The organism is Flagellimonas okinawensis (genome assembly GCF_029194005.1).
Classification (GTDB): Bacteria; Bacteroidota; Bacteroidia; order Flavobacteriales; family Flavobacteriaceae; genus Flagellimonas; species Flagellimonas okinawensis.
In genome coordinates, this window is the sequence record NZ_JARFVA010000001.1 from 468,352 (window position 1) to 481,117 (window position 12,766).

Consider the following 12,766-nt stretch of genomic DNA (forward strand, 5'->3'; position numbering starts at 1 on the left):
ACATTAATTCTCTACAACCCTGTGCCATGTTTGGGTTCTATGCAAAAATGCCAGATACCCTCTTACTTTTAACCTGTCCTCGTTATCCTCGTCCAACCAAACTTTTCCTCTAAAGGTCATGGCTTGTTCGGGGTCAAACAGTGTATCTCCTTTGTATATTCCATCCTTGTGCTCTTCAAAGTCTTTCATGATTGTCATGCCAAGAATGGGCTTGTCCTTTTTTTCGCCATCACATTTGGTGCAAAGTGCTCCTTTTTTCCCGTCTTCCAATATTTTGACCACTTTGGCATGCAGCATGCCATCTTCCTTATAAATTTCGATGATGGCTTTTTCCACTCCATTTCGGTCATCGATGGTCTTCCACTTTCCGAAAACAGTCTGTGACCATGTTATCTGACAAAGCAGAAAACAAAGAAGATATATGCACTTATTCAGGGTTTTGCTGCTTTTCATGTCGTTTTTTTAAGGAGTTCAACGTCGCATTCAATTCGAAACCTAACAATAATATATTAGAATTCAACCAAATGAACACCATTAAAATCAATAATCCTCCCAAAGCTCCATAAAGTTCGTTGTATCGAGCGAATTTCTCAACATATATCCCGAAAAGATATGAAGTGAGCAAAAACAATAGGGTCGTCATTAACGCCCCTGCCGAAAAGAATCTGGCCTTTCTGCCTTCCGCCGTACCAAAATAATAGAGTATAGCGGTGGTAAAGTAAGACAAGCATAGAAAAAATAAGATCTTGGCCACTTGAATTCCAATTGTATCCCCTTTCTCTACATCATAACCTAAGGTTTTGCCCAAATATTCACTGGTGTATTCTACAATATAAAATTCAAAATAAACGAAGGCGACCGCACCTACGATCAATAAAATGGACAAAATCAGGCCCACCATAAGTGCATAGGCGTATTGCCTGAAAAAATTTCGTGTAAGTTCTACATGGTAGGAGTTCTCAAACCCTCCGAATATGGCATTTACCCCATTGGCCATCAAAAAAATGGATAGGATAAAGGCCGAGGACAAAAGGCCTCCCTGTTTTTGGTCTTTTATCTGTTGGTAAATCTCCCCAAAATAATCACTGGTTGCGGATGGAAGAAAAGATTCCAAAAAGTCCAGGAACTGTGCATCAAAATTCTCGTTCCCAACACTTACATAGGGTATGATAAAGGGAATCATGGTAACGAAAAAAATAAGCAAGGGAAACAGGGCCAAAAAAATGCTAAAAGCAATGGAACTGGCTCTGGAGGACAATGCCCCTTTTACAATTCCCATTAAATACATTTCAATCAAATCATAGAAAGAGAGCCCCTCAAAAGCTTTGAGTTTTATGTTTTTTAGCAACCGTACGATCCAATTGATCACCGGTATTTTTTCTAACTGCTCCTCTATGGCTGCGGACATTTAAACTGCTTTTAAACTAAGGTCCATATTATAAACGGAATGGGTCAATGCTCCGGAAGAGATATAATTCACCCCACATTCTGCATATCTTCGTATGGTATCTTCCGTTATTCCTCCCGAGGATTCTGTGAGACATTGATCTCCGATACGTTTTACCGCTTCGGTGGTGTCGTCGTAATCAAAATTATCCAAAAGAATGCGGTACACACCTCCGGCTTTTAAAATTTCATCCACCTCATTTAAATCTCTGGCCTCCACTATAATTTTGAGGTCCTTCCCTTTCTCTGCCAAATAATCTTTTGTTTTTTGAATGGCTTTTGCAATACCGCCCGCAAAATCGATATGGTTATCCTTGAGCATGATCATGTCGTACAGCGCAAATCGATGGTTTTCACCTCCTCCGATCTTTACTGCCCATTTTTCAAGGGCCCGGATTCCAGGTGTTGTTTTTCGGGTATCCAATATTTTGGTATCGGTTCCATCCAAAATAGAAACAAAATCCTGTGTTTTGGTGGCTATGGCACTCATGCGCTGCATGGCGTTCAGAACTAATCGCTCCGCCTTTAATATGCTTTGAGAGCTGCCCTCTACATAAAAAACCACGTCGCCATATTTTACTTTTTCTCCATCATTGATCAAGACTTCCACGGCTAGTTCGGAGTCCACATAATTAAATACCATCTTGGCAAAATCCACGCCGGCTATAATGCCTTCATCCTTTACCAAAAGTTTGGCCTTGCCCTTTGCAGAAGCAGGGATACACGCCAAAGAGCTATGGTCACCATCGCCTACATCTTCCCTTACTGCGTTGGCGATGATCAAATCCAGCTCGTTTTGAAATTGTTCTTCGGAAATCATCCAATTGGGGTTTTAACGAAAATAGTAAAAACATTGCTGCCTGTAAATGATAAGTAGGTGCTTAATTTAAGCTGAAACGTTTATTTTTGGGTATGCAGATTACTTTGATCGCCATTGGCAAAACTGATAAGTCTGAACTTGAAGAACTTATAACTGTTTATGAGAAACGGCTAAAGCACTATATAAAGTTTAGCCTTGAGATTATTCCGGATATAAAAAACCGCAAAAATTTATCCGAAACCCAACAGAAAGAGAAAGAGGGTGAGTTGATTTTGGCACAGCTTCAACCTACGGACACCTTGATATTGCTGGATGAGAAAGGAAAGCAATACTCTTCCATGGATTTTGCTCAGCTCCTTCAGAAAAAAATGAATGCTGGAACAAAGAACCTAGTACTAACCATTGGCGGACCATATGGTTTTAGCGATGCCGTTTATGCGAAGTGCTCGGGTAAAATAAGTTTATCCAAAATGACATTTTCCCATCAAATGGTACGTTTGTTCATTGTAGAACAAATCTACAGAGGCTTCACCATTTTAAGGAACGAGCCCTATCATCACCAATGAGATAGTTGGAGGCCAAAGACGAGAACCAAGACCAAAAAAGTCCTTGTTCCTTTTTCTTTAAGCGCAGCGGTTTTCCTTATGTTAATATAGCACCCTGAACTTAATGGTATTCTCGATTTTCTTGAGGGCTTTGATCACATCCTTATTGTATTCCTTATCCAAATCGGTGATTACATAGCCTACTTGACTGTCGGTTGATAAGAATTGCCCGGTAATGTTCAAGCCATATTTAGCCAACACCTCGTTGATCTTGGCCATAATTCCAGGAACATTTTTATGGATGTGCAGGAATCTGTGGGCTTTGTTCTGTTTTGGCAATCTAATATTTGGGAAGTTGACAGCATCAACCGTATTCCCTGTATTTATGTAGTCCATGATTTTATTGGGTACAAAATCGGCAATATCTCTTTGTGCTTCCTCTGTACTTCCACCGATATGAGGCGTAAGGATAACGTTCGATAATCCTTGAAGTGGGGTTTCGAACTCACCATTACTTCGAGGCTCAACCGGATATACATCTACTGCTGCCCCTCCTAATTTTCCGCTTTTTATGGCAGCCGCCAATGCATCGATATCCACTACGAAACCGCGCGAAAGGTTGATCAGCTTGGCACCATCTTTCATTTGATTGATCTCACGCTCTCCAATAAAGTTTTTATTTGCCTTATTATCATCCACGTGCAGTGTCACCACATCCGAAATAGATAACAAATCTTCCAGTGTATTGCATTTTGTGGCATTACCGATTGCCAATTGGTCGGCAACATCATAATAATACACTCGCATACCCATAGCCTCCGCCAACACGGACATTTGCTTACCAATGTTACCGTAACCTACAATACCCAAGTTTTTTCCCCGTACTTCTTGTGATCCTGCTGCAGTTTTATTCCATTCCCCATTGTGGATTTCCATACTACGAGGAAAAATACTCCTCATGAGCATAATAATTTGTCCGATCGCAAGCTCTACAACGGAACGTGTGTTACTGTAGGGAGCATTGAACACAACAACTCCCTTCTTTTTGCTGTAGTCCAAATCGATTTGGGTGGTACCAATACAAAAAGCACCAACAACCAATAGTTTATCCGCTGCATCCAATACTTTCTGGGTAACCTGTGTTTTGGAGCGTATCCCCAACACATGAACACCTTTAATGCGCTCGATAAGTTCCTCTTCGGAAAGGCTGGTCTTTATCAATTCAACGGAAAAACCTTCTTCCGAAAGATTTTCGAAAGCTGCTGGGTGCACATTTTCCAGTAATAATATTTTAATTCTGTTCTTGGGGTATGATAAGTTTCTTGGCAAATCGTTCACAAATAAAAATTCATCTAGGTTAGGTGCCACATGATCGGCATTATTGGCCGCTTTTTCACGGTGCACATTTTCAGTGTAGGCGAAAAATTTATGGGCGATTCCGGCCTCACGCATTACGTAATCACTATAGCCATCGCCAATAACTTGGACTTCGCCTTCCAAATCCAAGTTTTTTAAACATTCTATTTTTCCGTTGTGGGCAGCTAGAACATTGGTTTCATCAAAACCGATAATGTTACCTTTTTCGTCAAACTTAAACGTATTGGCATATACCCTATCGGATGGTATGTTATATTCTTCAACAATCGGATCTATAAACTCTTTAAATCCACAAGAAATCACATAAATATCCTCTGAATATTTATGAAAAAACTCCTTGTTGGTGGCTATGGACTTTGAAATCTTTTGACGAAGCTCCACTACCAAATCCTGCAGGTCTTCTTTGTTCGCACTCAGCAAACAGATTCTTCGTTCCAATGATTCGGTGAATGAAATATCCCCATCAATCCCCAGGTTGGTGATTTTCTGGATTTCCGCCACTATCTCCTCCCTCTTGGGATTATCCTGTAGTGTCATTTCCGCCAGCACATCCAATGCTTCTACCCTAGTAAGGGTACTATCAAAATCGAAAACATATTTGCGGCCTGTCTCCACCATGCGCTTATTAAAAAAATTAAGGCATAAAATTAAACATTAATTCCATCCTTATAATCGGAACTTATTAAAAACCTTACACATTTACAGATAAATCAAAAATCCGTTACGATTTGTTTTAAATCGCACCAAAAATGAAGACATTTCGAATAAGTTCATCTCAAAACCAACGCCTTGTCAGTTTACAATAGATACTAAACTCTTTTCCGAACATTTCCATCAAGGCCTCTTCCTCTGGTTTAATTTGAAAGTGGTTCATAAACGAGACAAAGCCTGCCGCCAATAACGTATTAAAGGCATTTCCCAACTTTAGGCCAAAAGCAAGCAAGAAAAGTAGCATTCCCAAATACATAGGGTTTCGGGTAAATTTATAGACCCCGTTGGTCACTAGTTTTTTTGTTTTCTTTGGGTTTAATGGGTCAACCGTTGTTTTTAAGGTGAAAAATTGGCCCACAGAAACCAAAATAACCAAAACTCCCAGACCGAACAGAATCATTGCCAATTGATTTCTACCAAAAAAATCAAATTCTCCAACAGGCAAAAATCTGTCCAAAACATACATTAATCCTCCAAAAACCAGCATAACCAAAGCTGGTGGCACTTTCATTTTCATATAAACGGGTTAAAGTCCGAAATTACTACTTTTGAAACTCAAATAGAACCCTTTTGATTTGAAACTAGTTTTTGCCACCCATAACGACAACAAGCTTAAAGAAGTGCAACAATTACTGCCCAAAAACATTGAGCTGTTGTCCTTAAAAGATATTGAATGCTTTGATGAAATCCCCGAAACCGGGGCCACTTTGGAAGAAAATGCCAAAATAAAAGCGGATTTTGTGACCCAAACCTATGGTTTGGATTGCTTTTCCGATGACACTGGTTTATTGGTCGATGATCTAAATGGTGCTCCTGGGGTTTATTCTGCAAGATATGCAGGAGAACAAAAAAAGGCAGATGACAATATGGCCAAACTTTTGGCAGAACTAGAGGGATCCAACAACCGATCCGCACACTTTAAAACCGCCATACATTTAAACCTGCAAGATCAGAGTTATACTTTTGATGGCATTGTTGAAGGCCAAATAACCTTAGCCCGGCATGGTGAAGGCGGATTTGGCTACGACCCCATTTTTAAACCTAACGGGTACGATAAAACCTTTGGGGAACTGTCTTCGGAAACCAAAAATGCCATAAGTCACAGAGGAAGAGCTGTTCAAAAATTAGTGGAATTCCTAAAAAACAGGGCAACTTAGGTTGCACCGATCAAAATAAGTGTACCTTTGCCGCTTTATTAACGCCGCCGGTATGGGCAAGGTGTTGCGATGGGCTTGAACGGGAAATACAAAATCGCTCTATGCAACACAACATATTTGCGATTTAAGGTATTTACACCGCTATGACAAAATTTGAAGCCTTGGGGTTAGATCAACCCCTATTGGATGCTATTTCCGACCTTGGATTTGAATCCCCCTCTGAAGTACAAGAAAAATCAATCCCAATTTTATTGGAGCAGGAAACCGATTTGGTGGCCCTAGCCCAAACAGGAACGGGTAAAACTGCTGCTTTTGGATTTCCTATGATTCAAAAGATTCAATCGGACAGCAGAACAACCCAAGGATTGATCCTCTCCCCTACGAGAGAGCTTTGCTTGCAGATCACCAACGAATTAAAACTCTACTCCAAATACGTAAAAGGACTGAATGTGGTTGCCATCTATGGTGGTGCCAGCATTACCGACCAGGCCAGACAGATAAAGAGAGGCGCCCAGATTGTTGTGGCAACTCCTGGCCGTATGAAGGACATGATCGGCAGAAATATGGTCGATATCTCCAAAATTGATTATTGCGTACTTGATGAAGCCGATGAAATGTTGAACATGGGCTTTTATGAAGACATAAAGGACATTTTGTCCAATACCCCACAAGAAAAATTTACATGGCTTTTTTCGGCGACCATGCCCAAGGAAGTGGCCACGATTGCCAAAAAGTTCATGCACAAGCCAGTTGAGATAACCGTTGGGTCTAAAAATGCAGGGGCTTCCACCGTACAGCACGAATATTATGTGGTAGGTGGTCGTGATCGTTATGCAGCACTTAAAAGGTTGGCCGATGCGAACCCAGGTATTTTCTCCGTAGTGTTCTGTAGAACCAAAAGAGACACCCAACGTGTAGCCGAAAAGCTAATCGAAGATGGTTACAACGCTGGTGCTTTACATGGAGATTTGAGTCAGAACCAACGTGATTTGGTGATGAACTCCTTCCGTAAAAAGCAAGTTCAGATGTTGGTGGCTACCGATGTAGCTGCCCGTGGTATCGACGTGGACGATGTAACACACGTAATCAATTACCAGTTACCTGATGAGATTGAGACCTATACCCACCGTAGTGGTCGTACTGGGCGCGCAGGGAAGTCTGGGATTTCCATGGTAATCGTAACTCGTTCCGAGCTTAGAAAGATAAAGGCCATTGAGAAGAAAATCCAACAGGAATTCCTATCCAAAAAGATTCCTGATGGTATTGAAATCTGTGAGATTCAATTATACCACTTGGCCAACAAAATCAAAGAAACCAAGGTAAACCAAGAAATTGACAGCTATCTACCAGCTATCAACGATGTTTTGGAAGGTATTGACCGTGAAGAACTCATCAAAAAGATATTCTCCGTAGAGTTTACCCAGTTCTACAACTATTACAGTAAGACCAAAGACCTTAACAGTCAAGATTCTGGTAAGGGAGTAGGAAGTGATAAAGGAGACATTCCAACAGAAGGTTCAGTGCGTTACTTTATTAATGTAGGTGAGCGCGATGGCTACGATTGGATGAGCTTGAAAGATTTCTTGCGAGACACTTTGAACTTGGAAAAAGAAGATGTCTACAATGTGGACACCAAAGATTCATTCTCCTTCTTCAATACCGATGCTCAACTTACTGAATTTATCCTTCAAACCTTTACAGACTTTAAACTGGAAGGTCGCTTTATAAATGTTGAAGTTTCAAAGAATCCAGGTGCTGGTGGCGGCGGAAAAGGCGGAAAAAAACGTCGTGGCCGTAAAGGCGGTGGCGGAAGTCGAAGAGGCGGCAACAAGTCATATAAAGGAGGAAAAAAAGGAGGTTACGGTAAAAAAGGTGGTAAGAAAAAACAGGGCTTTTATTAGTTAATTCTATATTAAATGGTAAGCCTCTCCTATTTATTTTTCTTTGTTTAGTACCTTTATAGCTACAAAGATTGCATGAGAAGATTACTACTTTTAATATTGGTCTTGATTCCCTTCCTTGGTTTCTCTCAGGTTGACGAGCAAGAAAACCAAGAAGTCCAGGATTTTACCGCTACCGTTATCAATGCACAAACGGAATTTCCTTTGGAAAGCGTTCACGTGGTAAACCTTAACCAAGTAAAAGGTACAATTACGAATCCTGAAGGAAAGTTTACGATTCCAGCAGCCGTCAATGATACCTTGTACTTCTCTTATCTTGGTTTTAAAACCCAAAAAGTTAGGGTCACCAACGATATGTTTCGATTTGGAAACACGGAAATCGCGTTGACGGAATTGGCCTATGCTTTGGAAGAGGTGATCGTTAGGCCCTATCAGCTTACCGGATACCTGGAAATCGATGTTAAGAACCTGCCCGTTAACGATGCAAAACAATACAGTATTTCCGGACTTCCAACTAGTTATGAGGCTGGGAGTAAAAACCCGAGTGCGGTAACCAAAGTTCTCGGTGCCATTCTAAATCCTGCTGATCTATTGCGAAATCTTTTTGGCAAAAAGCCACGGCAAATGCGCAAGTTGAGACAAATAAAGGAAGATGATAATATCAGGGACCTTTTAGCTTCAAAATTCGATAGAGAGACCTTGACCGAATTGTTGCAATTGGAAAAAGTGGACATTGAGGATATCCTAAACAATTGCAACTATTCCAAATCCTTCATCAAAACTGCGAACGACCTTCAGATTTTAGATGCGATTTCGAGTTGTTATGAAGAGTACAAAGTGTTGAACAGAAATCAATAACCATCATTTAAACCATCAATTGGGACGGTGCCGCACGGCTGTAAATAAATTTTATTTTTCCGCATTCATTTTATAGCTTTAGACAAAATCCCAATTCATGAAAAAACTACTTGTTGTTTTGTCTGTTTTACCCATTTTTATTGGCTGCAAACGAGTTGAAAAAAAGCAGGAAATTACACAAGTGGTTGAGGAAGAGACTCCAAAGAAAGAAGTTCCATTTGTTTGGGAAGGTGCCAATATCTATTTTCTACTGACCGACCGTTTTAACAATGGCAATCCCAACAATGATGTAAATTTTAATCGAACCGAAGAAACCGCTGTCCTTAGAGGTTTTGAAGGAGGCGATATTCAAGGAATTACCCAAAAAATAGAAGAAGGTTATTTTACCGACCTGGGCATCAATGCCATATGGTTTACTCCCGTGGTAGAACAAATTCATGGTGCAACCGACGAGGGAACAGGAAAAACTTATGGCTATCACGGTTATTGGGCCAAGGACTGGACCGCCATCGACCCCAATTTTGGAACAAAAAAAGACCTAGAAAAATTAGTTAAAACAGCACATAGCAAAGGGATTCGAATTCTTTTGGATGTTGTTTTGAACCATACCGGACCGGTTACCGAAAAGGATCCTGTTTGGCCAGATGATTGGGTGAGAACAGGTCCTAAATGTGAATTTTCCACCTATGAGAACACCACAGCATGTACTTTGGTGGACAATCTACCCGATATCCTTACCGAATCCAATGAGCCGGTTGAACTGCCCGATGCCCTATTGGCCAAATGGAAGGAAGAAGGGCGTTTGAGCAAGGAGCTCGATGAGTTACAATTGTTTTTTGACCGCACAGGCTATCCAAGAGCGCCCCGGTATTACATTATTAAATGGCTAACGGACTACATCAACGATTTAGGTGTAGATGGTTTTCGTGTGGATACTGTTAAGCATGTAAACGAAAATGCTTGGTCCGACCTTCACAAAGAAGCCAATTATGCCTTCGACATGTGGAAGAAGAAGCACCAGGACAAAATATTGGACGACAATCCTTTTTATATGGTTGGTGAAGTCTACAATTATGGTATTTCTGGTGGACGTGAATTCGATTTTGGTGACAAAAAGGTTGATTTTTTTGATTATGGATTCAAAAGTCTCATCAATTTTGAGTTGAAACATGATGCCGGAAGCCCTTACGAAACCATATTTAAGAAGTATAACAAGCTATTAAACACCAAATTAAAGGGCAAGAGCGTACTTAACTATTTAACCTCACATGATGATGGAGCTCCATACGATAAGGACCGAACAAAGCCATATCGTGCAGCTAACGTATTGTTATTAACACCTGGTGCATCTCAAGTATATTATGGAGATGAAACCTCTAGAGACCTTACCATAGAAGGTACTGTTGGGGATGCCACACTACGCTCCTTTATGAATTGGGAAGAACTGGACAGCTTACCAGAAACCCAAAAGATTCATAAGCATTGGCAAAAATTGGGCAGTTTCCGAGCCAACCACCCGGCAATTGGTGCTGGAAAACACAAACGACTGTCCAAATCACCCTATGTCTTTTCCAGAACTTATGTAAACGGCGATTTTAGGGACAAAGTGGTTGTTGGATTGGAATTACCCAAAGGCAAAAAGTCCTTGAGGGTAAAAGGATTCTTTGGAGACGGTACTAAATTGTACGACACCTATTCCGAGACCGAGGTTACCGTGACAAACGGAAAAGTAGTATTGGACAATGATTTTGACATTGCCCTACTGGAATTGGTTGAATAAATTTTATTGCCTGGAGTGCAAGGCTATCCGATTGCCTTCTGAATCCAAAAACAGCGCCATATAACCTATATCCGGACTTATCTGGGTCTTAGCCTGTGATATTTTACCTCCCGCTTTCTCAACTCTCGATAATTCATTATCCACATTGGCACTGGAAAAATAAATTAAAACACCATCTGTAGCACTCGGATTATACCAGTCCTTGTTTTGAATTAAAGAGCCAGAAGCACCTGGCTTTCCATAATCTGCAGGAAACCATCCCATTTTCGTACCACCCAAATCGTGAAGTTGGATATCGATTTGAAACACCTTATCGTAAAACTTTTTAGCACGATCGATATCCGCTACGGGAATCTCGAACCAGCCCACCATATTACTTTCCATATGTTATTGATTTTCTAGAATTTGTTTTAAACTGTTCAATCCTTCCTCAAAGTCTTTGCCTATAGCCTTATCCATATTCATGAACAGCATCATAATACTCATTGGAAATTTGTTCTCACCAGAAAAGCCCCAAACCACTTTGGTCATATCTTTATCTACCTCTTTTGTGGTAATATAGGCGTCGGATGTAGACTTAAAAGGCTTTAAAAATCGGAGCTCGGAATCAATCCGGCTTCCTTCTTCAATGTGTGTAATCTCTTGCTCCCCTTCCCCTACTTCCTTATTTCCTTTCCAACGGTTTATGGCTCCCACTTCCCCATCGGTTCCAGAAAAATCCTTTACCATATTTGGGTCGCGTTTACTCCATGGCGACCATTCATCTTGGTTTTTCAAGAATTTTAGATATTCAAAAACTTCGCTTTTAGAACGATTGATTTCGATAGAACGGGAAACATCATAGTTTTTTGGGGCAAGTACGGCTAAAATCAGGATCACGACCACTAGGGCCAAAACAATATAAAGTACTAACATAACTGTGTAATTGATTGATTAACAGTTAAAAATACAAAAAAATCAATCCGTTAGATATCTTTCTATTATGCCATTTACATCCTTAATGGATTTTTTGGTCCAATCCAATCGCTTTTCAAGAAACTCCATATCGGTCAAATGCCATTCAACCTCTGAATCACGTACTTTTTGTGCCAATTGCTGTATAATAATTGCTGCTGAAACGGATACATTCAAACTTTCTGAAAAACCCACCATCGGAATTTTAAGGAACCCATCGGCTTGTTGCATTACTTCCTCCGACAGTCCCTCCTTTTCCGTTCCAAAAAATATGGCCGATTTTTTTGTTGGAAAGAAGTCGTGCAGCAAGGTAGAATCATTATGAGGAGTTGTGGCAATAATTTGATAGCCTTCACCTTTTAATCGCGAAATACAGTCCGTAGTTGTCTTGTACCTTTGCACATCCACCCATTGTTCTGCACCCATGGCGATATTTTTGTCCAAACGTTTCCCAAAACGGTGTTCTATAACGTGCAGATCCTGTACGCCGAATACATCACAGCTACGAAGTATAGCACTGGTATTATGCAATTGATATACATCTTCCACGGCAACTGTAATGTGCCTGGTTCTTTGCTGAAGCACATCCAAAAAACGTTGCTTGCGCTCCTCCGTAAGGTAGGTTTCGAGATATTTCAACAAATCATCATCAAACATAAAACCAAGATAGGAAAATTTGGAACTTTACCGTGGTGGCACCTTAAAGCTAGATACCATAACTTTTATAGATGTTTGTAAGGAATATGCATTTTTACTGTATTTCCTGTCCAGAACATGATTAATTTAGTACTCTAGAATTGGCAATAATGAAAGTGAATTACAACACATCCGATAAAACCATTGAAATCGAGGATGGTTTAAAAACCCATTATCTTGTTTTAAAAATGCTGATGATACTCAACCTGGGTAATGCGGCTTTGAATTTATACGATATAAACAAAAAGGAAATTGGATTTATAGAAATCGTTTGGATCGTGGTTGGGCTGATATCCCTAGTCCTTCTCTATTTTTTCATCTTTAAAAAATCAACACAGAACAAACTTGCGGTAACCTCTATAGAAAGATTGGATACTACATCTCTATTCGGGAGAAATATTTTCAGCATTGTGCTAAAAAACGGGAAAAAGCGTGACCTGATAGAAATTAAATCCAAAGAAGATTTCAACCAATTAAAAACCTTGTTTTCCAATATTGGAATACATAACTAAGACCTCATC

Annotated in this window: 14 protein-coding genes; 6 read left to right on the forward strand and 8 right to left on the reverse strand. The window is 40.2% G+C overall.

What is annotated here, in order from left to right; genetic code table 11:
* Positions 1-3: 3 nt before the first annotated feature.
* From PY091_RS02265 to nadC, 3 genes are read right to left on the reverse strand one after another with little or no spacing between them, the layout of a single operon-like run.
* Positions 4-453: a DUF2147 domain-containing protein gene (locus PY091_RS02265; RefSeq protein WP_275648129.1), complete on the reverse strand. Its 450-nt coding sequence runs from the start codon at positions 451-453 to the stop codon at positions 4-6.
* Positions 428-1,408, reverse strand: a complete 981-nt coding sequence (locus PY091_RS02270) for a YihY/virulence factor BrkB family protein (RefSeq protein ID WP_275648130.1) — start codon at positions 1,406-1,408, stop codon at positions 428-430. The genes PY091_RS02265 and PY091_RS02270 overlap by 26 nt, the downstream gene beginning before the upstream one ends.
* Entirely contained in the window at positions 1,409-2,266 is an 858-nt protein-coding gene (gene nadC / locus PY091_RS02275) for a carboxylating nicotinate-nucleotide diphosphorylase (RefSeq protein WP_275648131.1), read from the reverse strand.
* Between the two features lie 92 nt (positions 2,267-2,358).
* Here nadC and rlmH point away from each other — a divergent pair, with 92 nt between their 5' ends.
* On the forward strand, positions 2,359-2,832 hold the full coding sequence (gene rlmH / locus PY091_RS02280) for a 23S rRNA (pseudouridine(1915)-N(3))-methyltransferase RlmH (RefSeq protein WP_275648132.1): 474 nt from the start codon (positions 2,359-2,361) through the stop codon (positions 2,830-2,832).
* 81 nt (positions 2,833-2,913) lie between these two features.
* Here rlmH and serA read toward each other — a convergent pair whose 3' ends face one another.
* Together serA and PY091_RS02290 are read right to left on the reverse strand one after the other, a co-directional pair.
* The gene (gene serA / locus PY091_RS02285) at positions 2,914-4,806 is read right to left on the reverse strand and encodes a phosphoglycerate dehydrogenase (RefSeq protein ID WP_275648133.1); all 1,893 of its coding nucleotides are present in this window, start codon (positions 4,804-4,806) and stop codon (positions 2,914-2,916) included.
* Between the two features lie 157 nt (positions 4,807-4,963).
* A complete protein-coding gene (locus PY091_RS02290; protein WP_275648134.1) occupies positions 4,964-5,416 on the reverse strand; it encodes a methyltransferase family protein in 453 nt (150 codons plus the stop codon).
* A 58-nt stretch (positions 5,417-5,474) separates the two neighbouring features.
* On the opposite strand from PY091_RS02290, the gene PY091_RS02295 reads away from it, so the two are divergent.
* The 4 genes from PY091_RS02295 (at position 5,475) to PY091_RS02310 (ending at position 10,595) form a co-directional block, all read left to right on the forward strand.
* A complete protein-coding gene (locus tag PY091_RS02295; RefSeq protein WP_275648135.1) occupies positions 5,475-6,056 on the forward strand; it encodes a non-canonical purine NTP diphosphatase in 582 nt (193 codons plus the stop codon).
* Between the two features lie 143 nt (positions 6,057-6,199).
* A complete protein-coding gene (locus tag PY091_RS02300) occupies positions 6,200-7,957 on the forward strand; it encodes a DEAD/DEAH box helicase (RefSeq protein ID WP_275648136.1) in 1,758 nt (585 codons plus the stop codon).
* 75 nt (positions 7,958-8,032) lie between these two features.
* Positions 8,033-8,815, forward strand: coding sequence for a carboxypeptidase-like regulatory domain-containing protein (locus PY091_RS02305; protein WP_275648137.1), 783 nt, complete (start codon positions 8,033-8,035; stop codon positions 8,813-8,815).
* Positions 8,816-8,912: 97 nt separating this feature from the next.
* Positions 8,913-10,595, forward strand: a complete 1,683-nt coding sequence (locus tag PY091_RS02310; RefSeq protein ID WP_275648138.1) for an alpha-amylase family glycosyl hydrolase — start codon at positions 8,913-8,915, stop codon at positions 10,593-10,595.
* A 3-nt stretch (positions 10,596-10,598) separates the two neighbouring features.
* Here PY091_RS02310 and PY091_RS02315 read toward each other — a convergent pair whose 3' ends face one another.
* The 3 genes from PY091_RS02315 to PY091_RS02325 are packed head-to-tail and all read right to left on the reverse strand — an operon-like array spanning position 10,599 to position 12,206.
* A complete protein-coding gene (locus PY091_RS02315; RefSeq protein ID WP_275648139.1) occupies positions 10,599-10,979 on the reverse strand; it encodes a VOC family protein in 381 nt (126 codons plus the stop codon).
* Between the two features lie 3 nt (positions 10,980-10,982).
* The gene (locus PY091_RS02320) at positions 10,983-11,510 is read right to left on the reverse strand and encodes an SRPBCC family protein (protein WP_275648140.1); all 528 of its coding nucleotides are present in this window, start codon (positions 11,508-11,510) and stop codon (positions 10,983-10,985) included.
* A gap of 42 nt (positions 11,511-11,552) precedes the next feature.
* Entirely contained in the window at positions 11,553-12,206 is a 654-nt protein-coding gene (locus tag PY091_RS02325) for a TrmH family RNA methyltransferase (RefSeq protein WP_275648141.1), read from the reverse strand.
* A 149-nt stretch (positions 12,207-12,355) separates the two neighbouring features.
* On the opposite strand from PY091_RS02325, the gene PY091_RS02330 reads away from it, so the two are divergent.
* The gene (locus PY091_RS02330; RefSeq protein ID WP_275648142.1) at positions 12,356-12,757 is read left to right on the forward strand and encodes a hypothetical protein; all 402 of its coding nucleotides are present in this window, start codon (positions 12,356-12,358) and stop codon (positions 12,755-12,757) included.
* The last annotated feature ends 9 nt before the right edge of the window (positions 12,758-12,766 follow it).

What these genes read in the sequence shown, in the direction of transcription:
- PY091_RS02320 (WP_275648140.1), bottom strand. Translation starts at nt 11,510, where the DNA reads ATGTTAGTACTTTATATTGTTTTGGCCCTAGTGGTCGTGATCCTGATT.
- PY091_RS02265 (WP_275648129.1), bottom strand. Translation starts at nt 453, where the DNA reads ATGAAAAGCAGCAAAACCCTGAATAAGTGCATATATCTTCTTTGTTTT.
- PY091_RS02305 (WP_275648137.1), top strand. Translation starts at nt 8,033, where the DNA reads ATGAGAAGATTACTACTTTTAATATTGGTCTTGATTCCCTTCCTTGGT.
- PY091_RS02270 (WP_275648130.1), bottom strand. Translation starts at nt 1,408, where the DNA reads ATGTCCGCAGCCATAGAGGAGCAGTTAGAAAAAATACCGGTGATCAAT.
- PY091_RS02290 (WP_275648134.1), bottom strand. Translation starts at nt 5,416, where the DNA reads ATGAAAATGAAAGTGCCACCAGCTTTGGTTATGCTGGTTTTTGGAGGA.
- PY091_RS02300 (WP_275648136.1), top strand. Translation starts at nt 6,200, where the DNA reads ATGACAAAATTTGAAGCCTTGGGGTTAGATCAACCCCTATTGGATGCT.
- PY091_RS02310 (WP_275648138.1), top strand. Translation starts at nt 8,913, where the DNA reads ATGAAAAAACTACTTGTTGTTTTGTCTGTTTTACCCATTTTTATTGGC.
- PY091_RS02330 (WP_275648142.1), top strand. Translation starts at nt 12,356, where the DNA reads ATGAAAGTGAATTACAACACATCCGATAAAACCATTGAAATCGAGGAT.
- nadC (WP_275648131.1), bottom strand. Translation starts at nt 2,266, where the DNA reads ATGATTTCCGAAGAACAATTTCAAAACGAGCTGGATTTGATCATCGCC.
- PY091_RS02315 (WP_275648139.1), bottom strand. Translation starts at nt 10,979, where the DNA reads ATGGAAAGTAATATGGTGGGCTGGTTCGAGATTCCCGTAGCGGATATC.
- rlmH (WP_275648132.1), top strand. Translation starts at nt 2,359, where the DNA reads ATGCAGATTACTTTGATCGCCATTGGCAAAACTGATAAGTCTGAACTT.
- PY091_RS02325 (WP_275648141.1), bottom strand. Translation starts at nt 12,206, where the DNA reads ATGTTTGATGATGATTTGTTGAAATATCTCGAAACCTACCTTACGGAG.
- serA (WP_275648133.1), bottom strand. Translation starts at nt 4,806, where the DNA reads ATGGTGGAGACAGGCCGCAAATATGTTTTCGATTTTGATAGTACCCTT.